The sequence below is a fragment of the Methylibium rhizosphaerae genome, from assembly GCF_006386545.1.
In the GTDB taxonomy this organism is placed as follows: domain Bacteria; phylum Pseudomonadota; class Gammaproteobacteria; order Burkholderiales; family Burkholderiaceae_C; genus Pseudorivibacter; species Pseudorivibacter rhizosphaerae.
Window position 1 is genome coordinate 1 of record NZ_SWAR01000055.1, and the last position, 20,195, is coordinate 20,195.

Annotated in this window: 16 protein-coding genes; 9 read left to right on the forward strand and 7 right to left on the reverse strand. The window is 67.0% G+C overall.

What is annotated here, in order from left to right; all coding sequences use genetic code 11:
• The first annotated feature begins 43 nt into the window (after positions 1 to 43).
• From dinG to E8D38_RS25235, 3 genes are read left to right on the forward strand one after another with little or no spacing between them, the layout of a single operon-like run.
• Positions 44 to 2,209, forward strand: coding sequence for an ATP-dependent DNA helicase DinG (gene dinG, locus E8D38_RS25225; protein WP_246099664.1), 2,166 nt, complete (start codon positions 44 to 46; stop codon positions 2,207 to 2,209).
• A gap of 14 nt (positions 2,210 to 2,223) precedes the next feature.
• Positions 2,224 to 3,654, forward strand: coding sequence for a recombination directionality factor (locus tag E8D38_RS25230; protein ID WP_140636914.1), 1,431 nt, complete (start codon positions 2,224 to 2,226; stop codon positions 3,652 to 3,654).
• A 13-nt stretch (positions 3,655 to 3,667) separates the two neighbouring features.
• Positions 3,668 to 4,966 (forward strand): metallophosphoesterase family protein, encoded by a 1,299-nt coding sequence (locus E8D38_RS25235; RefSeq protein WP_140636916.1) that lies wholly within the window; start codon positions 3,668 to 3,670, stop codon positions 4,964 to 4,966.
• A 39-nt stretch (positions 4,967 to 5,005) separates the two neighbouring features.
• Here the strand turns inward: E8D38_RS25235 and E8D38_RS25240 are convergent, their stop codons facing one another.
• Positions 5,006 to 6,073: an endonuclease/exonuclease/phosphatase family protein gene (locus E8D38_RS25240; RefSeq protein ID WP_140636918.1), complete on the reverse strand. Its 1,068-nt coding sequence runs from the start codon at positions 6,071 to 6,073 to the stop codon at positions 5,006 to 5,008.
• A gap of 206 nt (positions 6,074 to 6,279) precedes the next feature.
• Here E8D38_RS25240 and E8D38_RS25245 point away from each other — a divergent pair, with 206 nt between their 5' ends.
• A complete protein-coding gene (locus E8D38_RS25245; RefSeq protein ID WP_140636920.1) occupies positions 6,280 to 8,742 on the forward strand; it encodes a structural maintenance of chromosomes family protein in 2,463 nt (820 codons plus the stop codon).
• Here E8D38_RS25245 and E8D38_RS25250 read toward each other — a convergent pair.
• Complete coding sequence (locus E8D38_RS25250; protein ID WP_140636922.1) at positions 8,718 to 9,539, reverse strand: NYN domain-containing protein; 822 nt, start codon at positions 9,537 to 9,539, stop codon at positions 8,718 to 8,720. The two genes, E8D38_RS25245 and E8D38_RS25250, sit on opposite strands and share 25 nt — an antisense overlap.
• Positions 9,540 to 9,699: 160 nt before the next feature.
• On the opposite strand from E8D38_RS25250, the gene E8D38_RS25255 reads away from it, so the two are divergent.
• Complete coding sequence (locus tag E8D38_RS25255; protein ID WP_140636924.1) at positions 9,700 to 11,703, forward strand: ParB/RepB/Spo0J family partition protein; 2,004 nt, start codon at positions 9,700 to 9,702, stop codon at positions 11,701 to 11,703.
• Between the two features lie 384 nt (positions 11,704 to 12,087).
• Here E8D38_RS25255 and E8D38_RS25260 read toward each other — a convergent pair whose 3' ends face one another.
• Genes E8D38_RS25260 through E8D38_RS25270 form a run of 3 tightly spaced genes read right to left on the reverse strand, consistent with a single transcriptional unit; the run spans position 12,088 to position 13,363 of the window.
• Positions 12,088 to 12,444 carry a hypothetical protein gene (locus tag E8D38_RS25260; protein WP_140636926.1) on the reverse strand — a complete coding sequence of 119 codons (357 nt, stop codon included), beginning with the start codon at positions 12,442 to 12,444 and terminating at the stop codon, positions 12,088 to 12,090.
• A gap of 13 nt (positions 12,445 to 12,457) precedes the next feature.
• Positions 12,458 to 12,763 carry a hypothetical protein gene (locus tag E8D38_RS25265; RefSeq protein ID WP_140636929.1) on the reverse strand — a complete coding sequence of 102 codons (306 nt, stop codon included), beginning with the start codon at positions 12,761 to 12,763 and terminating at the stop codon, positions 12,458 to 12,460.
• Positions 12,764 to 12,820: 57 nt separating this feature from the next.
• Positions 12,821 to 13,363 (reverse strand): JAB domain-containing protein, encoded by a 543-nt coding sequence (locus E8D38_RS25270; protein ID WP_140636931.1) that lies wholly within the window; start codon positions 13,361 to 13,363, stop codon positions 12,821 to 12,823.
• A 680-nt stretch (positions 13,364 to 14,043) separates the two neighbouring features.
• Between E8D38_RS25270 and E8D38_RS25275 the strand changes: the two genes are divergently transcribed.
• The 4 genes from E8D38_RS25275 to E8D38_RS25290 are packed head-to-tail and all read left to right on the forward strand — an operon-like array spanning position 14,044 to position 15,678.
• The gene (locus E8D38_RS25275; RefSeq protein WP_140636933.1) at positions 14,044 to 14,586 is read left to right on the forward strand and encodes a hypothetical protein; all 543 of its coding nucleotides are present in this window, start codon (positions 14,044 to 14,046) and stop codon (positions 14,584 to 14,586) included.
• Between the two features lie 27 nt (positions 14,587 to 14,613).
• Positions 14,614 to 15,129, forward strand: a complete 516-nt coding sequence (locus E8D38_RS28455) for a hypothetical protein (RefSeq protein WP_181179422.1) — start codon at positions 14,614 to 14,616, stop codon at positions 15,127 to 15,129.
• An 18-nt stretch (positions 15,130 to 15,147) separates the two neighbouring features.
• Positions 15,148 to 15,381, forward strand: a complete 234-nt coding sequence (locus tag E8D38_RS25285) for a hypothetical protein (protein WP_140636935.1) — start codon at positions 15,148 to 15,150, stop codon at positions 15,379 to 15,381.
• A 21-nt stretch (positions 15,382 to 15,402) separates the two neighbouring features.
• A complete protein-coding gene (locus tag E8D38_RS25290; protein WP_140636937.1) occupies positions 15,403 to 15,678 on the forward strand; it encodes a hypothetical protein in 276 nt (91 codons plus the stop codon).
• A 263-nt stretch (positions 15,679 to 15,941) separates the two neighbouring features.
• On the opposite strand, the gene E8D38_RS25295 is transcribed toward E8D38_RS25290, so the two are convergent.
• The gene (locus tag E8D38_RS25295; protein ID WP_140636939.1) at positions 15,942 to 17,069 is read right to left on the reverse strand and encodes a hypothetical protein; all 1,128 of its coding nucleotides are present in this window, start codon (positions 17,067 to 17,069) and stop codon (positions 15,942 to 15,944) included.
• A 7-nt stretch (positions 17,070 to 17,076) separates the two neighbouring features.
• A complete protein-coding gene (locus E8D38_RS25300) occupies positions 17,077 to 20,091 on the reverse strand; it encodes a hypothetical protein (RefSeq protein WP_140636941.1) in 3,015 nt (1,004 codons plus the stop codon).
• Positions 20,092 to 20,195: the final 104 nt, after the last annotated feature.

Sequence of the window (20,195 nt, forward strand, 5' to 3'; positions counted from 1 at the left end):
CGACGGGGCTTGATTCCGCGACGGCGACCTCTACCGTCGCCGCATGCTCACGCGCCAGGAAACCGCCGACCTCGAACGCTTTGTCGACGCCGTGAAGGCGTCACTGCCCGGTTACCGGGAGTCCGAGCAGCAGCGCCAGATGGTTGCCGCGGTCGCGCAGACGTTCGACGACTGCCTGCACGGTAGCGCGCCGGCCGAGACCGACGGAGGCAACCTCCTGGTCTGCGAGTCGGGCACGGGCACCGGCAAGACCTTCGCCTACGCGATCCCTGGCCTCGTGCTCGCACGCTCGGTCGGCAAGAAGCTGGTGATCTCCAGCTCCACCGTCGCGCTGCAGGAGCAACTTGCGGCCAAGGACCTGCCGTTCCTGCAGTCCTGCTCGCCGTGGCCGTTCAGCTTCGCGCTCGCCAAGGGCCGGGGACGCTATGTCTGCCCGGTGCGCCTGTATTTGGCGCTCGAAGCCGCGCGGCAGGCCCGGCTCGACGGCGACGGTGACGCGTGCGCCTCCGAGGCCGACGCGCTGCACCGCCTCGCGGAAGCGCTTGATGCCGGCCGCTGGGACGGCGACCGCGACCAGCTCGACGACGCGGTGCCCGGTGCGCTGTGGGACCGGTTGACGACGGATCGCAACGGCTGCGCCGGCAACCGCTGCCCGCGCTTCGGCGACTGCGCGTTCTACCGCGCCCGCCAGCGCATCCGCGACGCCGACGTGGTGGTGGCCAACCACGACTTGGTGCTGTCGGCGCTCGAGATGAACCCCGGCAGCGTGTTGCCCGATCCGTCGGAGTGCTTTTTCGTGTTCGACGAGGGACACGCGCTGCCGCACAAGATCGTGCAGCACTATGCCGAGCGGCACCCGGTGCGGGCCACCTACGGCTGGGCGGGCGAGGTGCCGGATGTCGTGCAGACGGCGGTCCATGCGCTGCGGCTGGACGCCGCGATGCATCCGCGCGTGCAGGCAGCATGTGCGGACGTGATGCGTGCGCTCGGCCTGCTGTGGCAATGGATTGGGAAGGCCGAGGGATGGGCCGATGGTGTGCTGCGGTTCGCTCATGGCGTCGTCCCGGACGAATTGGCCGAGGCGGGCGAGGCGCAGCTGGCAGCCGTCGAGGCCGTGCTCGACCTGCTCGCAGAGGTACGGGTCGAAGCGCTCAAGTGCGCCGCCGAGTCGCCGGAGTTGGTGCAGCAACTGCTGGCCGAACTCGGCGCGCAGGTCGTGCGCGGTGCGCGCGTCGCGGACACCTGGAAGCTGATGTTGCGCCACGATCGACCGGGCACTGCGCCCACCGCGCGCTGGGTCGAGCGCGCCGGCGACGACGCTTTGATCGCCGCGTCACCGATCGACGCCGGCGACCGCCTGGAGCGCGCCCTGTGGCGGCGCGTCAGTGCGGCTGTCGTCACATCTGCCACGCTGACCGCCGGCGGCTCGTTCAAGCTGTTCACGCATCAGACTGGGCTGGACCGTCTACCAGCGGTACGAACGCTGCGCCTCGCGTCGCCGTTCGACTACGGCGAGCAGGCCCGGCTCGTCGTGCCGCGCATGCGCTCGAGCCCGACCGATGCCGCGGCCCACACCGTCGAGGTCGCCGAGTTGCTGCCGGCATTGGTGGCCGGCGGCGCGTCGCTCGTGCTGTTCGCGTCGGCGCAGCAGATGCAGGAGGTCTACGACCGCATGCCGGCGTCGATCAAGGCGCAGGCTCTCGTGCAGGGCCAGCTCTCGAAGGGCGCAATCCTTCAGCGCCACCGCCAGCGCGTCGACGAGGGTCGTGCCTCGACGATCTTCGGCCTGGCCGCCTTCCATGAGGGCGTGGACCTGCCGGGCGCCTATTGCACGCACGTCGTGGTCCCGAAGCTGCCGTTCGCCGTGCCGACGCATCCGTGGGAACAAGCGCGCGCCGAGTGGCTGCAGCGCTGCGGCCGCAGCCCGTTTCGGGAGCTCGTCGTGCCCGAAGCCTGCGTACGTCTGGCGCAGGCGGTGGGACGCCTGATCCGCTCGCACACGGATCGCGGGACGGTGACCATCCTCGACCGCCGGATCGTCACGCGGAGCTACGGGCGCGAGCTGCTGCGCTCACTGCCGCCGATGCGGCTTGAAGTCTTCGGCCGCTCGTCCAGCGCTGCGGCTCATGACGGGCTTGATTGCGAGGGTCGCTCCCGTACCGTGGAGCCACATCGCCAGCGCGGCACCAACGTGCCGCAAGCGGCCTGAACAAAGGAATGCGCATGAACCAACTTGCCGCACCGCAGCCGGCCTCGACTGCCGTTTCCACCACGATCCTCGGCCAACGCCCTGCCGTGCAGATGCCCATCGGCGGGGTCATCCGCCCGGGCATCAAGATCCTCACGCAAGCCGCGCAGCAGAACGACGCGGCGCGCGCGATCTACGAGCGCGGCTGCGTCGAGGGCAAGGATTTCGATGCCATCGAGCGCGACATCCAGCAGGCCGTGCCGAACCTCAAGAGCCCGCTGCGGCCGGCCAACGTGCCGTACTTCGTCGCCCGGCGCGGTGACTTCCCGACGCCCGAGCTGGCCGACATGCTCCTCGACCAGTACGGCGAGACGCGCGAGGACGGCGTGCGCCGGCTGTACCGCTTCCCGGTGATCTTCGCAGCCGACGCGTGGGAGCTGCTGATGCCGCACACGCTGCAGGTCTGGGCCTCCGGCAAGCGCAAGTACTGGGCGGAGTACGACGAAACCGGCGCGCGCCGGTGCAAGACCTACGCCGCGGTACCCAAGGACGCCAGCGGCCGCGTGATCCGCCTGTTTGGCGGGCGCAAGGTGGTGGACCGGCCCGAGTTCGGCGGCCTGTGCGACCCAGAACGCTGCCTGCAGTACCAGGAGCGCCAGTGCAACCTCGACGCGCGGCTGTTGTTCATCGTGCCGGGTCTGCCGACCGTGAACCTGATCGCGCTGCCCACGCGCAGCTTCTACAGCATGGACGGCATCCGCCAGCAGCTGCTTCACGTCGCCAGCATGCGCGGCGGCCGGCTGTCGGGCTACCTGCTGGGCCGGCAGACGTTCTGGCTGACCAAGGTCTACAAGGACGTGACGCGCATCGACGACAACGGCGACGCGGTCAAGGGCGGCGCGTGGCTGATCGAGCTGCAGGCGCCGATCGATGTGGGCAGCCTGCTGCTGACGCACGAGCCTGCGCAGGTCGATGCCGCTGCGCAGGCGGCGGCGAACGTGCTCGAAGGCGGCGTTGTGGATGCGGACCCGCCGTCGGCGAGCGCCGATCGCCTCGAACCGCGTCCGCCTGCCGAGCCCGCGCCGGATGCGCGGGCGACCGTGAAGCAACTACGTGGCGAGGTGGCCGCGGCCCTGGAGCAGTACGGCATCGAGATCGAGGGCTTCAAGCGCTTCGCGCTCGAGACCTGGCGCAGCGAGGACTGGGGCCGCTCGCCCGAAACGCTCGGCAAGGCTGCCGTGCTGCTCAAGGAGGTCGGGCCGCAGCTCGTGCGCCTGCGCATGCTGCTGCAGGGCATGAACGTGCCGACGGATCGCTACGCCCTGTATGCCGCCCGGCGCTTCCGGCGCGAGCACTGGCAATTGCAGTCGGACACCGTCGCACGCGCCATCCGCGAGGCCGAAGAGCACGCGCAGGTACCCGACACGCTCGTCGCGTTGATCGAGACCGAACTCGATGCCGGCTGAAGGGAGCAACACGATGCGCATTGCCCACCTGTCCGACCTGCACTTCGGCGACCCGAAGACGCTCGCGGAGGTCGAGCGCTGCACTGCCTTCGCGATCGATGCCGCGGTGGACGCCGGCGCCGAGTTGGCCGTCATCAGCGGCGACTCGACGGACCACGCCATCGACGTCCACTCGCCGTCGTTCGTGTCGGTCGCGCGCCTCGTGCACCGGCTCGCCGACCACTGCCCCGTGCTGATGCTTCAGGGCACGTTCTCGCACGAGCCGCCCGGCACGCTGGACGTGTTCCGGCTGCTCGGCGGGCGCTTCCCGGTGCACGTTGCCGACCGCATCCACCAGGCGGCGTGGTGCGGCACGCAGGGCTGGGTCGCGAGCGCCGCGTGGCGCTTCGACGACGTGCCGGCCGGCACGCAGGTGCTGTTGTCGTGCGTGCCGACGGTCAACAAGGCGACCGTGGCCGCCGCGGTGGGCGCCAATGCGGCGGCCGAGGCCGTCGGCCAGCAACTGGCCGCACTGCTGGCCGGCTTCGGCGAGGTCAATCGCCGAGCCGCGGGGGGCGGTGTGCCGACAATCGGCGTGTCACATGGCACCGTCAGCGGCTGCGTCACCGAGCACGGCGTCCCGATGGCGGGGCTGGACCACGAGTTCACCACCGGCAGCCTGTTCGCGGCGCAGGCCTCGGCGTTCATGCTGGGCCATATCCACAAGCACCAGGCTTGGCACCAGGACGGACGTGTGATCGCCTACCCCGGCTCTATCGGGCGACTGCACTACGGCGAAGAGGACGCGAAGGGCTGCCTACTGTGGGACTTGTCACCGCATGGCGCGAGCTTCCGGTTCATCGAGGCCCCTTCGCGCCGCATGCTGCATCTGACGTTCAGCGGCCGGCCCGACATGGATGCCATCCGCGCCGCGGCTGCCGACGCGGCCGGAGCCTTCGTGCGCGTGCGCTGGCAGATCGCCGAGGAGGAACGCGCCTCGGTCCATCGCGACGAAATCGAACGTCTGCTGGCCGGCGCCGCAGAGCTGCGGCTCGAAGGGCGCGTCGTGCCGCTGCTGCGGGCGCGTTCGGCCGGCATCAGCGCGGTGCCGACGCTGGCCGACAAGCTGCGGCGCTGGGCCGAACTGGCGGGCGTCGACGGCGATCCGCTGGTCGAGCGACTCGCATGGCTTCAGGCCAATCCGGCCGAGCAGATCGCGCGAACGATCCTCGACGACCTCGAGCGCTCAGCGGTGCAAGCTGCAGAAGGTGCGCTGCAGGACACGACGCCGCAGGCCGCCGACCTGATGACGACCGATCTCTTCAGCGTGTAGCCACCGGCGCATGCGCACGCCGCGGGCACTCGTCGATCCTCAGGCTATGGCAGGATCCCACGCGAAGCGTGCGCAGACGATGCCGTGGTCCGACGTAGGGCGCTTCGGGCCGTTCGGCCCGTCCTCGCCCAGGTGGTCGTTCCAGATCTCCTGCGTCTTGAACGACCAGAACCGGTTCTTCGAGTGGTCGTAGAACTGCTCGGAGACGAGCACGTGATCGAGCTGCTCGCGCACGCCGTCATAGACGTGCGAGTAGGCCACGTCCTGGAAGTCGCTCAGCGCCTGCAGGAACGTCACCGGGTACATGCCGGCGTCGCTGCGCTCGCCGGTCCTGGACTTGTGTCGCCGGCGGAAGGGCGGCTGCGCGCTCAGGATCGCGAGTGTGTTCGAGTGCGCGCCGTCGTTCAGGTCGCCGACCAGCGCCACCGCGCGGTCGGTGTTTCGCGTCAGGTCGGTCAGGATCATGCGCAGGGCCGCCGCCTCCGCGGTGCGCCGGATCGTCGACAACGCCGCGCCGAGCGCAGCCCGATGCGGCTTGAGGCTTTCGATGGCGGCTTCCACGGGATCGAGGTCGGTCGCCAGCTTGGACTTGAGGTGCGCGCACAGCACGCACACCGGCGGGACGTTGTCGGCACCGTCGCAAGCCAGCGTGAGCTCCATCACCGTGCGGGAAAACATCGAGATCTGCACGTCGATGTCGTCATCGGTCCGGTCAACATCGGCGCCGGCTTCGTCATGGGCGCGCTTGATCAGGCGGAAGTCGTCGGGGAAGGACTTGTGAAGCCTCTTGTCCGCGACCCGCCAGGGCTTGCGCACGGCCGCGGCCACGGCGATGTCGTACCAGGCCTCGCCGATGAAATGCAGCTCGTAGGTGTCGGCCAGGCCGGCGACATCGAACAGGTCGCGCAGCGCGCGTGCCGACCACAGCTCCTGAAACGCGATCACGTCGGCGTCGAGCTGATGAAGTATTGCCGAGGCCCATTCCAGCCGCGCCTGGTAGGTGTCTTCGGTGAAGGTCGGCGCGCCGTGGTGGGTCGGGGCCCCGACCACCTGCAGGTTGTAGAGATTGAAGCTGGCGAAGCTGATGTCCCGGATGTTGTCGGCCATCGTGATCTCCCTTGCGTGTGCTGGTGCGGAGGCGGAACCGCACTGCCATTGGATGCCGGCCTGATTGCACATTCATGTCACGCCGCCGGCATCTGCAGCATTGAGGATGCGCCCCGCGCTGCCGAGCGCACCGCCTGCGCCGGCTCGCACCCTTGATCTCGCGAAGGTGACGCGTACGGTGCCTCATCTGAACAAGGTGTGTGCACATGAAACCCCTGCGTCTCACCCTCAAAGGCTTCACCGGCATCCGCGACGGGCTTGGCCGCGACGAGCTCACGCTCGACTTCGAATCCCTCGCCGCGGGCGCTCAACTCGTCGCGCTGGTCGGGCCGAACGGCAGCGGCAAGACCACCATCATCGACAACGCCCAGCCCTACCGACTGATGCCGTCCCGCGCAACGAGCGCCAGCGTCGGCGGCTTCTCGTACTACGACCACCTGTGCGCACCCGAGGGCTGCAAGGACCTCGAATGGATGCACGAGGGTCGGCGCTTCCGCTCGCAGCTGGTCTTCCGGATGAACGGCGCGCGCCGCACCGAAGCCTTCCTGCACGAATGGAAGGACGGCCGATGGGTGCCGGTCGTGATGCCGGACGGCACGCGCTCGGACGGCAAGACCGACACCTACGACCGCTGTGTCGACGGGCTGCTCGGCTCGCCTGAGACCTTCTTCACGTCGGCCTTCCACGCGCAGAACCGGCGCCAGCTCTCGGCGTACCGGCCGAGCGAGGTGAAGGGCCTGCTCGTCGAGCTGCTCGGGCTGGAGCAAATTCGCGCCACCGGCCAGCAGGCGGCGCGCGTCGCCTCGCAGCTTCAGCAGGCGCTGGAGGAACGGCGTGCGGCGGTCGCAAGGCACCGGGCGATGGAGCAGTCCGTGCAGCAGTTGTGCGGGATGGTCGAGGACGCGCAGGCGCGCATTCGCTCATCGGCCGAGCGCAAGGCCGCGGCGCAGGCGAGCTTGCAGGGGGCGCAGCAACAGCTCGCCGCGCGCGAAGCCGAGCGTGTCGCGGCCGCCGGCGTCGAGACGCTGCGGCAGTCGCTGCAGGCGCAGATCGGCGAGCTTGCGCGGCGCAGGACGACCTTGGTCGGCGCTCACGCTCGCCTGGTGGATGACCTGAAAGCGCGGCGCGAGCGCGCGGCCCACGCTCTGCGCGCCGCGGAAGAATCGGCCGCCGCGGCCCGGGCGCGGCTGCAGCGCGACCTGACCGCGGCGCAGGCGCTGCTGTCGCGGCAGGACGCGATCCGTGCCGCCGTCGAGCGGCTCCCCGCGTTGGCGGAGCAAGAACAGGCGGCGCGGACGGCACTGCGAACCGCCGAGCAGACTGGGGAGCATTGCGCGCGGACCCGCCAGCGGCTGCAGGTGATCGCCGCGAACCGTCAGGGCCTGGAGCGCGAAGCCGGTGCAGCGGCGCTGCGCGCGCAGCAGTTGCGAGAGCGTTTTCAGCTCACACAGGAGGTGCCGTGCACCGGTACGGATCTGCAGGGCACCTGCAAGCTGCTCGCCGACGCGCGCGAGGCCAGGGCACTGCAGCCGAGCGCCGACCTCAAGATCGAGCAGGTGCGGCAGGAAGTGGCGAGACTCGACACGGAGCGGGATGGGCTCGAACGCGAGCTGGCCGGCATCGGCGACGCAGCGGCCCAGGTCCGCCAGGCGCGCGCTTCGCTCGACACGGTGATCGAACAGCGGCGCGTCGCCAACGCGGACGCGGCACTGGCGGAGTCTGTGCGCCAAGCGCAGGACAGGCTGAACGGGATCGCGGCGGAAGCGATGGAGATCGGCCAGCGCGAGCAGGCGGCGCAGACCAGCGCCCGAGAGGAATGCGCCCGGTGCGATGCCGCGGAGCGCGAAGCCAGCGACCGGCATGCCGGCGAGGTGACCGAGCTTGACGCGGCGTTGACTCGCCTGACGCAGCAGCTCGCCGGTTTGTCGCGGCCATTCGACGATGGTCGGCGTGCCGCGGCCGAATTGGAGGCCGCGCGCGCCAGGCAGGCGCTAGGCGAAGCTGAGGCCGCTCACACGGCGGCGGTGACGCAGCACGCCGAGCTGGTCGGCCGGCTCCGATCGTCGGCGGCGCATTTGTCGGAGGGCCAGACCGCAGTGAACGCGGTCACTCATCTCGAGACGGAACTCGCTCTGTGGACCGCACTGACCAAGGCGCTCGGCAACGACGGCGTGATCGCGCTCTGCATCGATGACGCAGGGCCAACGCTCGCCAGTCTCACAAACGAGCTGCTGCTGGGCTGCTACGGTCCCCGGTTCACCGTCTCCATCGCGACGCAGGTCGAGACAGCCAAGAAGGACCTGAAGGAAGGGTTCGACGTGCTTGTTTTCGATGCGGAAACCGGCGCGTCGAAGAGCGTCGCGATGATGAGCGGCGGCGAGCGTGTGTGGATTGACGAGGCATTGACCCGCGCGATTGCGGTGTACCTCTCACAGTCGGCGGGAAGGCGCTACCAGACCCTGTTCTCCGACGAAGCTGACGGAGCGCTCGATCCCGAGCGCAAGCGCATGTTCATGGCGATGAAGAGGGAGGTGCTGCGCGTCGGTGGCTACGAGCAGGAGATCTTCGTGTCCCAGACGGCCGAACTCTGGTCGCTCGCGGACAAGGTGATCGACGTGGGGCAATTCAGGACGGTGCCGAAAGGTCAGGCCCGGACCCTCACGATCTGATCCGAATCGCCTTTCTTGACCTCGACCACGTCTTCCAACGCCTTGACCATGGCCGGGAAGTTCGGATACCCATGGTCCTTCGGATCGAAGGTCGGGTCCAAACGCTTGATCATGTGCCAGATCGAGCCCTTGTTCACCCATGGGTCGCCCTTGGTCTCAGCGAGCAGTTTGACCGCCCGTTTCAGGATTTCGGCCGGGACGTTGGCTTCGCTGGCGGCATCCTTCTTGTCGTCCGATGCGGCGTCCGCATGCTCCTCGCGACTCGGGCGATCCACCAGATTTTCGTAGTACCGGAACTCGTGGCAGCTCTTGGCCCAGTGCCGATTCGTCGACCTTCGTGTGCCAAGGCCCACGAGGGTCCGACCAGCTGCCTTGATCTTCTGGGCGACCGGCATGAAGTCGCTGTCCCCGCCAACAATGACGACGGTGCCGATGTGCTCGAACCGGCCGATGTCCTCGGTCGCATCGAGGCACAGCTTGATGTCCGCCCCGTTCTTTGCGGAGCCTCCTGGCGGGAATAGCTGGATCAGCTCGACGGCGGCCTGGAGCAGGGCATCGCGGTAGCGGCCAAAGAACTGCCAGTTGCAGTACGCGCGGTTGATGGCGATGGGACCAAACGACGAGGCGAGCTCGACGACAGCCTGCACGTCGATGAGGGGCTCCTGCGCTTTGAAGCGGGAGTCTGCCTTTCCGTACGCACCTTCGCCAAAGTGCTCCTCGCACAAGCTGGCATGCAGGTTCTCAAAGTCCCAGTACAGCGCGACGGTCTTGCCGTCATCCGTTTCAGTCGTGCTCATGATTGCCCATCACAGTCCGTGGCATGCGGCCAACGGGCGGCCATTGTGCCGATGCGCCGGGCCAAAGGGCTGCTCCCGAGGGAAGGCGCGCTCCGCTCGGCGGCCTTGAAGTGAAGGGCCGCAAGTCCAAAGTCTCTCCATCGGTTCTACGGAGGCCCGCATGGAGCAAGCAACGCACTACCAGGTCGGTCAACTGACCACCGCCCCGCTTGGGGCACTGATACCCGCCAGGGATGGCAACGCCCGAAAGAAGAAGCGCACGCGCGAGCGCATTCGTCGCATGGCCGTTTCGATCCACATGCATGGCGGCGTTCTGCAGAACCTCGTCGTCGTGCCGGAGGAAGGGGATGGCAGGCAGACCGGCCGGCTCGAAGTCGTTGCCGGCGAAACCCGCCGCCTCGCCTTGTGCGCCCTGCGCGACGGCTGGATCGAGGACGCCAAGGGCTACACCGACGAGTTCCCCGTGCCGATTCTCGTGCGTGCCCGCGACGAAGCCATCGCAGCCAGCACCACCGAGAACATCGAGCGCGAGGACATGCACCCTGCCGACCAGTTCCTCGCGTTCCAGAAGATGGTCGATGACTGCGGCAGCATCGAGGAAGTCGCGGCGATGTACGGCGTCACGCCGGTGGTCGTGAAGCGGTGGCTGAAGCTCGCCAACGCGGCGCCGAAGCTGCTGGAGCTGTACCGGCAGGACGGCATGACGCTGGACCAGCTGATGGCGCTGTGCATCAGCGACGATCACGAGGCCCAGCTCAAGGTATGGCAGGCCACCAGGGGCCGCGAGTGGGATCGTGCGCCCGACCGGCTGCGGCAAGCGATGATGGCCGGCGAAGTCGTCCTCGACTCGCCGCTCGCGCGCCTCGTCGGCCTCAAAGCATACGAAGCGGCCGGCGGGCAGGTGCGCCGTGATCTGTTCAGCGACCGCGACACGGGCTACATCATGGACGGGCAGCTGCTGCAGCGCCTCGCCGTCGAGCGCCTCGAAGCCCGGGCCGCCAGAGTCCGATCGGAGGGCTGGGGCTGGGTCGAGGCGCGCATCGAGCTGCAATACCACGAGCTGAGCGAGTTCGCCCGCGCGCAGAAGGTGCGGCGCGAGCTGACCAAGGCCGAGCAGGCAGAGGTCGATCGGCTCGTGGCCGAGGCCGACGAGCTTCAGCGTGCCCTTGACGCTGCCTACGCCTGCGACGACGAAGATGAGTCTGCCGACGCCGCCGAAGTGCAGAAGTTGCAGCGGCGACTGACCGAGCTTCGCGCGCAGTTGCGCCACCTCGACGAGAAGTTCGCCGCGTGGACGCCAGACATCCTCTCGCTGGCCGGCGCCATCGTCACGGTGGAGCGCAACGGTGACATCGTCGTGCATCGCGGCCTCGTACGTCCGCAGGACCGCAAGGCGCTCGGCAAGGCCGCCGCCGCGCTTGCGCCGCGACGCGACGAGTCACCATCGCGCGACGGGGAGTCCGAGCCGCAGCGGCCCGCCTTGTCCGAGGCGCTGACGCGCAAGCTGACCGCGCACCGCACGATCGCGCTGCAGCGCGTGCTGGCCGACAACACCCACGTCGCGCTCGCTGCCCTGGCACACAACCTCGTGCAACGCGTGCTCGGGCAGCACCGCACCCTCACCGCGCTCGACATGCAGGCGCGCGGATGCGCCGACGAGCTGTCGCGGTTCGGCGAGGGCACGATCGAGGAGAACCGCGCGTGGCAGGAGCTGACGCAACTGCGCGAACAGTGGGGCGAGCGCATTCCGGGCGATTCGGCGCGCCTCCTTTCCTGGCTCATCGCGCTGTCGGCGCCCGATCTGTGCGACCTGCTGGCGCTGTGCAGCGCGCTGACGGTGAATGTCGTCTCGTCCACGCCGGGCGCCCATGCGGCCGATGAACTCGCCGCCGCCGTCTCGCTGGACATGGCGGACTGGTGGGCGCCGACCGCTGCCAACTACCTGCGCCAGGTGCCGAAGGCGCTGATCGTCGAGACCGTCAGCGAGGTCGTGTCCGCCGAAGCAGCGGCGCTGCTGGCGAAGCTGAAGAAGGACGAACTGGTCGCGCAGGCCGAGGCACAGCTCGCCGGCAAGCGCTGGGTGCCGAGCGTGCTGAGAGCGTGCAGCCTACCGACAGCGTGCGGACGGGCAAGCCTGAGGGCGGTGGCCGCGACAAGCCCGTGAGGGGCGGTTCAGTCGCCGGCGGAGGCCGGATTCGGCGGCGGAACCGAGCCGGCAAGGCGGCTGCGCCGCACGCAGCAGCCGCGGCGGCTGCGTGCCGGGTGTACGTACATGCCCGCGCCGCTCCGCGCGAAGGAAGAATCCCATCAGCGGTGAGCGGCGGGGCTGGTCCGGCTTCAGGGTCGAGCTCGGCAGCTCAGCGTCTTGCGAAGTGCGGCGCGAGGCCGCCTCCGGCTCGTCCTCACCGAACATGTCGATCGCCAGCGCCGCTTCGAGAACGAGCAGCGTGTGCTTCATATTGCCTCTCCAAAGGGTGAGCGCCGGTCTGCGGGGGGGCAGGCCGGCGCGGTTGATGTCACGATTCGCACACCACGCGGGGCGTGCGGCTCAGTGCGGTTGGTGCCGCCGTGCCGGTGGAGGCACGTGCTCCGGGTTCCGGATGCGCCAGACCGGCGCCAGGACGTAGCCCGACGCCTCGGTCCTGCCGGTGTCCTCGAAGAGGCCGGACGACAGCATGGGCGCCACGAGCGGCTCGTTTTCCGACCACACCTTGGCGCAGAACTCGGTGTCGCCCACGCATGCGCCGTACGGCACCAGGTTGGTCGAGAAAATGCCCAGCGGCTCGCCAGTGCCGGCGCCGACCAACTGCACCGCGATCGCGCCGCCGGCCGGGTAGCGGCCGACGTGGATCAGTGCCTCGCCGAACGGCGTCATCACACGTCCGATGATGCGGGTCGATCCCATTTTCGGCCTCCGCTCAACGGAACAGCGCAACGAGAATGCCCACGACCAGCGACGCGGCCAGCACGAACAAGGTGATGCCGGCGAGACGCTGCAACACCTCGCCCTTGGCGACATCGATCTCGCGCCTGCGCATGGACAGCTCGAACTGCTGGTTGTTCACTTCGCGGCGCAGGTCTTCCTGCGCTTGCGTCACGTGGTCGATCAGCTCGCCGACCGTGCGTGAGACGAGGGCGGCTATCTTGCTTTCGCAACCCGCCTGTTCCAGCTGCTCGCGCAACTGGCCGGCATAGGAGGCTTCCCGGTACTGGATCAGACTCATGATTTCCTCGGCAAGTGGGAACGCCGTTGCATCGTTCGAGGCGCCGGCGTTCGGGTTTCACAACAGGCCGCGCTCCGCGAAGGAGACAGCGGCCGATCCGGCCACGACCAGGTGGTCGGTGATCCGGACGTCGATCAGGGCCAATGCGCTCTTGAGCGTGCTGGTCAGCAGCTCATCGGCACGGCTCGGTTCGGCACAGCCGCTCGGGTGGTTGTGCGCCAGCACCACGGACGCCGCGTTGTGGTGCAGCGCCCGGCGCACGACCTCGCGCGGGTACACGCTGGTCTGCGTCAAGGTGCCGGCAAACAGGGTCTCGGCGGCGATCACGCACAGCTGCGCGTCGAGGAACAGCACGGCAAACAGCTCGCGCTCGGCGCCCGCGAACAGCACCGCGAGGTACTGTTTCACCAGCGCCGGGTTGTCGAGCAGCCGGCGGCCGACGATGTCCCGATGGGCGATGCGCACGAGCAGTTCGTGCGCGGCCGCCAGCACGTGGCGCAGCCGCACCTCTCGGGAACGCTCGCCGGGTTGCTGCCCGATGCTTGCCGGATCGAGCAGCAGGGCTTCGAGCTGTTCCCGGTCGAGCGCTCCGAGGTTCATGGCTGCCTCGTGGAGGGGGTGGGCTGCAACGCCGGGCGCAGCAGGGCCGGCAGCTTGGGCTCGACAGGCGGCGCGGGACGCCGTGGGCCTCCGAGCAGGACGCACAAGGGCAGCACGCGCGGGGCAAGACTCTGATTCAACATGGCGCTCTCCTTCCTGGGGCAAGAGGGAACGCCACGTGCCCGAGTGGGGACGCTGGAGTCCCCACGGGGTTGGTGGATGGCCACCGGCATGGAAGCCGCGGCCGCTACAAGTGAAAAAGGGCGGTGAGTCCGGAAAACCCACCGCCCGCTCCTGCTGCTGACGCAGCGCTTATCGCTCTCGCTCATGGCCGCTCGCCGGGAGGCTCAAGCGGTCCGCTCTGACAACCTCAACTGCTCACGTCGCTGACCACGGCAGCTCGGTCCTGCCTTGCGGCAGAGACACCTCCAGCGGGGGAGGGCCACGACCTGGTTGGGTCGTTGTGCAGCGGATCAAGGATGGGCGGGCAGGCGGCGCGCTGCAAGCGCGGAACCGGGGCGCAGACTCGGCTGGTTCCGCGTGATGTCGCCCTGTTGCGCAACGGTTCGCCTGGGGCGGTCACTTCCTTCGCGGCGCCAGCCTGATACGCCGCCCGGCTCCGGGTTGATAACGGGGCACGCCGGTCCACAGTGGATCCCCGAAGACGAAGGAGTGCCGCCATGTTCCACCGCGATCCGGTGCGAAGCCTGAGCTGGGCGTTGCAGTGTGCGATGAAGCAGGACCTGCTGCCGGCGGGCGACCGGCGACCGTGCGAGCACGAGTGTGACGTGGTGCTGTTCGGCCAGGTGTGGTCGGGCGCGGCCCTGGGTCTGCGCAACGCCGACGCACGGCTCGAACAGGACACGGTCGTGGTGGTGGGGCCCGAGCAGGACGCCTGCGTCTACGTCTCGACGACGCTGGCCTATCACGTGTTCCAGCCGAATCGGCGCTTCTTCCTCGACGTGGCGGCACACCAGATGGCGCCGAAGGCCGAGGCCGGTGTCTACGAAGGCCGCGACGATCCGGTCACCGAAGCGGTGGACATCGAGGTCGGCGTGATGCTGGCGCGCCTGCATGCCGAGGTGCAGGCCGGCGAGCCGCATCGCGCCGCGCTGGTCGCGAGCTACCTGCACCGGTGCGCGGCGTGTTTCGAGGCGCCGCAACGCGAGGCCGCGCCGGTGCTTTGCACGCCGGTGGCCAACGAAACGCTGCGGGGCCACTGAGGGCCACCACCGACAGGGGCGCACACCATGCAGGTGACCGTCGATCGCGAGGTGTTGAGGGAGCTGCAGTACATGGTGGAGCTGCACCGCATGTACGGGGCACCCAACCCATTCAACAGCGTGGAGGGACTCGTTGCATATGTCCTGGCGTGCGTGGCCGAGGGGTCCAGGCGCCCCGGCGCCTGGGAGCGCACCCTGCTCGACAGCATGGGTCTGGTTGCGCTGTGCAGCGAGCACGAGCGGTACCGCACGCACTGCGGCGATCCGGCAGATTGCGACGAGGCATTGCCGATGCATGAAGCCCCACCGGCACCTGCAGGCGCCGACCGCACGGCTAAGTGCGACGACCCGGCCGTGGCGATCGTCGAGATCGTGGAACTGCTGTCCCGGATGGTTGCCGCCTTGCACAGCGTGCGAGGCGTGTTCGACACGCCCGAATATCGGGATGCCATGCGCCGGCCGCGCGAAGCCGCCGCGCTCCAGCAGGTCTATCGGGCGCTGGGCAGGCCGTGGCCGGCGGACGCCTTACAGCTGACCGAGTGACGGTCTGGGAGCCGGCGCATGGAAACGGTGTCGTGGGCCACGGCCCTGCAGATCGTCGGCTGGCTGCTCACGGTCCTCGGGCAGGTGCAGGTCGCCGCAAAGTCGCGCCACGGATTCCTGACGTGGATCGCGGCAAACGCGGTGCTGATCGCGCTGTGCGTGCAGGCGAGCCTCTGGTGGTCGATCGGCATGTACGTCACCAACGTCGGGGTTTGCCTGTGGTCGTTCCAGCGCTGGGCCAGGATGGACTGAACCGAGCCAGGAGAGCTTGCCATGACGAAATCGATCGGCGGCAGCGAGTTCGGGGACTTCCTCGACGAACGCCTGAATGCCTTGCGGACGCTGGATGTTGCATGGGCCCGGCGTGAGGCGCCCGGTGCGCCCGGTGCCAGCAGCGACGACGTGCGTTTGGTGGCTCTGCACAAGGCGCGCTACCGGTGCCGCGAGATCGAGGTGGCCCTGCGCCATGAAAGCGCCGAGTGGCTACGGGTGCGCGGCTGCGGCGACCTGTTCGGTGAGCCACTGCTGCCGCCCGGGCAACTGCCATGAGGGGCGAAAGCCGAGGGACAGGCACGGGCGCTGGCAACGGTCTTTCGCCTGACTAGCTTGGCACCTCCGACGCGCTGCGCTGCTGACATACCCGGTCGCCGGCGCAGCGACGCTTGCCATATGAGCGCCGAAGGCCGATCGAACGGCTGCTGCTCGCCGTTCGCCTACCCTAACGAATGCCGGCAATGGTGCGAAAAACTGAATCGCTCGCGCGATGAAGTGCTCCGCCGAGATCGAAGCGATTCGTTGCGTTTGGCTGCCTGTTACTGCTGCCTATGAAGTACGACCAGAGTGAGCCCTGCAGCAGCGGCAATCAATCGAATCACCGTCGCGGCCTCTGCAGCAATGCCCGCTGCCACGCCCTCGACCGGCAGCAGCAGGCACAGTGCCAGCAATATCTGAAGCAACCCGGCAACGATTTTGAACCGGTTGAAGTACTCGATGACGTCGCCCTCTAGACACAGTGCCCAGAATATAAGGCCGGGCGCCGTCCGCTCCACTTCCAGGAACACCGTGATTCGCTCGCCCGTCTTCGCAAAGAAGGTGTCGATTTCAATGCGCCGGGTGGGGTTGTAGCGTCGCCCGGGTCGGTAAGGCAGCGGTAGGTAGATAGCGAGCAGCTTCACCATCTTGTCGAGGCTGTCCTTGATACCGCTCGCGGACATAGGCTTGATCTCATACCAGCTGAAATCCGGCGGGCGGTGACTCAAGATGTCCGGCCGCGATCTCCCGGCGATCTCAAGCAGTTTTTCGAGCGCAAAGTTGCTCTGGTTGTGGGTGACGATGAATGACCGGTATGGCGCGAATGACTTGGAGATGTCGAGGAACACGCCGTTGGCAGGGCCATCGACCTTGACGAAGTCGGAGAAGATCTTAGGTTCAGCGATGTCCTCAGCAAACCACTGCGCGATCTTTGAACCAAGATCCAATGACAACCGCAGGCACAGTCGATTGCTGAGCTCCATGTCCCGACGGAGCTTCTCTAGCATGCCTGTGTCAAAGTGGGGAAGATCCAAACGCCGTGCGGTCACCGCTGCCAAGTACGGATCGAGGCGCATCAAATGCCGGTCATTTGGCAGAATGTCGGCAAGTTCGGCGCTGCATGCCCCTTCCAGGAACGAGAGCTCCAGATCCAACCTGCGGATCAGATAACCATCAATGATTTGTCCGCCGGGTAAGTCCCGGCTGACGCGATACTGTGCGATGGTCCGCTGCGTATCGTCGTCCAATGGGTCGTCGAAGTCGAGTTGCGGCAACTGCATGCCCAGCGCCAGGAGCGCCTGTTGCACGGTACGAGCGACATCGACCCCGCAATCTCCAGCCGGCATGCGTGCCCCACCCGCCATGGACTGCAGGACAGCGCGGCCACCAAGGATTGAAGACGTCAGCACGACACGCTCAGAGCATGGCACCCGTTTTCGGGTCGTAGCTAACTTGCACAGCTGCGATCTGGTCTGTGGGCAGCACCTCGATCCACTGCGAGAACGGCTTGTAGCGCTGCTGCGGATCAACGGTCACTCGGAAGCTGCCGGGTAGTGGATCGAACCCCTTCTCGAAGACTTCCTCGGCGGGAAGAAAAGAAGCTGCCGGGCCGCCGTCTGGCTCGGCGACCACCGTCGGCACGTTGCCCTCCTTATGCAGCGCAACGATGTCCTCGGCCAGCAACTTCAGCATGTCGTCTATCGTCACAGGGCGATCCTCGCCATATCTCTCTAACAATTGCTGCTGAAAGTATTCGCGGTCACCACCGCCGTACTCTTCGTCTAGCCCTTCAGTGCCTTCAACTGTGCTCTGCTTGAGCCACTCAAGCGCTTCGTGTTCGCGCCCATGCCGGATTGGAATGACCGCCTTCACCCACGGCGCGTTGAGGAAGGCGTTGCGATGGCTGTCGCCGTCGAGTTGGATTAGCCAGCCCAGCGAGCTGCCAAGCCGAGCGGGTCGCGAATCCTCGGTGATGAGATAGTTGTCCTGGCGCCCCTCGCCGCCCCAGCCGACGATATCGTCGCGTCCCAATGCGCCGAGCCCAATTTTCGTCTTGCTCCGCTTGTGCTTCTCGAAGGTCACCGCTGCTTCAAGGGACGACACCCGTGTCGCCCTTGTGAATCCATCGGCCTCGTTCTGCTCCACAGCCTCGAATGACTGCGAAGAATGTGGCCGTGCTTGCCACCATTCCGGCGCGACGAAATACATCATCCTGTCGACGTCGAAGATGGCCTTTATCAGCTCAGAGCGAAGGTGCGCAAGCTTGCGGTCGGCGCCAAACCATGCGTCCCTGCGCATCAAGTCGTGAATGAGCTTGCGATAGATGACGGTGCGCTCCTCCTCACGCAGCTCAGCCGCCGGTCGCGTGTGTACTTCACTTGCTAGCCTCACGCGCTCACGCACAGAATCCACAAGTTCCTTGCGTATCGCACGCTCCTTGGCCTGATCGCGCTTCGCGTTTTCTGCAGCGACCGCGGCGTTGGCTGCGTCAACCGCAGCGAGCGATGCAGGGGTCGGGCTGATCTTGATGCGTGCCTCGAAGTCGATCATCTCGCCCGGGGTGACCATGCCATCGAAGACGACGAGCTCTACCTCGCCTTCCGCTGCGTTGGCGATGTTCACGTAGTACTGAAACTGCCCGCCGCCGTTGATTCCAAGCCAGCGGGTCGGGATCTTGCCCTGGCCGACCGGGAAGTTAGTGTCGGTCGTGTCCTGCGTGTCATCAATCTCGTAGCCCTGTGGCAGTGGAATCTTGAATCGCTGCCGAATTGCCCGCTCGACGGTGACATCGTAGTCTGGGTTCTCCTCCTCATCGTCACCACCGAAGATGTCCTTGAGCGCTTGATGCGCGGCGACAGCAACCGCGGCCCCCGGTAGGCTTCCGGCAGCCAGTCCGACGAAGCCTGCTGCGAGGATAGGCAGGGCGGAGGCCTGCTTCCCCTTTGGCGGCACCGGCAGTGAGAGCGTCACCACGTCAATCTCGCTTCTGGGCCGTCGTGGCTCTGGAAGATGCACAAACTCGGAGAGGTCGAGCTTGGTGGCAAGGTGTACGAGCTGGCCGACGCCGAGCGGCGCGCCCGGGTCGTCTACATACACCTGCCAGCACAACTGTGTGCCTATGTACTGCTGCTGGATCCCAACCTGGCGCATCTTGCGCCGCAGCTCGTAGTTGATGAGCTTGTCGCTGGGATTCTCGATGGAGTGGCGCCGGCTACGCACGTCAGTGGTGTCCACCACGGTCTTGAATGTGGACTTGAAGTTGCTGCGAATCTCGGTCGATAGCTTGCTGCTCTGCTCGCGCAGTTGCTTGTGAATGACCTCCTGCGAATGCTTGGCAGTTTCGTTGACACTTGCCGATCCCTCGGCCTCAATGGCGAACACAGGTACGACGGCGATGCCGTGCACTGATGAGGCGAGCTTTGTGTCGCGCTGATTGGTCTCTGTGATCGCCTCGGAGAGCTCATCTCGCATGGTCGTTGTGTTGTCGCTGCGGATGATGTTTTCGACGATTTGCTCAATGGATCGCTCCTGCAATACCCGGCGCGTGCTGATCTCCAGTAGCTCAGTCTTGCTGCCCGGCGCAAGCCAAACATGCTCCACAGCAGGACCGAGGAAGTTGGTGAACTCAAAGAAGTACTGGCGGAACGTATGCAGTACACCCAAGGGGGATATCACCGCGTCACGTGAGGCGCCCTTGCCAAGAGCTAGCGGTGACACCTGCTCAAGCACGTCCTCAATTGCAGGCACCTTCACTTCTTGAAGCAATAGTCTGTTGATCGGCACCGCGAAGGCGGGCGTGCCTCGCCCTTCGGCGGGCATCAAACTGTGCAAGTAGCGCGCGATGTGAACCTCGCGGTCAAACAGGTGCCGCGCTGCGGCCGCCGTGTCCAGGTGCATCATCCGGAGCCGGCCGATGAATTGCCGCACTGGGTTGTTCATTGCGGTGAGTTGCGGCATGAACACCGGCACGCCAATGAGGTCGTTGATGGCCCGCTCTGCGATCTCCTCCAAGGCTTCCTGCTTAAGGTTGCCTGCCCAGTAGTCGGCCCACCAGGCAAGCTCGGTCGCGGGATGCACGTCCAGGTACTGCGCTGCGTCAGCCTGGAGAGTTCGCACAATGACGCCGTCGATAAGTGCCGGCGCGACTAGCCGGCGGGCAGGTTGGTCCGTGCGGAAGAGGTCTGGGCGGCCGTTTTGGCTGTTGACCTCGCCGTATGCGCTGATCGTCATCTCGTGATCGGCACCGATGCGTACATACGTACGCCTGTTCGGGTCGGTCTCAACATCGGCGTACCTCGGAAAGTTGCGAATGGAGACTTGCGAGACGCGTGCTTGAGTTAGGGAGGACTTCCAACCCAGCAGCGGCTCGAATACCCCGCAGAGTTCCGTCGCGTAAGGCAACTGGCCCGTGAATGGTGACAGATCACGCATGTTGGCCCTTTCTCGACAAGAGCGCGCAATGGTGTCGGCTCGAAGAGTGAGCGCGACTCGCTATCCGCCGAGCGGGTCTTTCGCTAGTAGCTCACGCGGCGCGC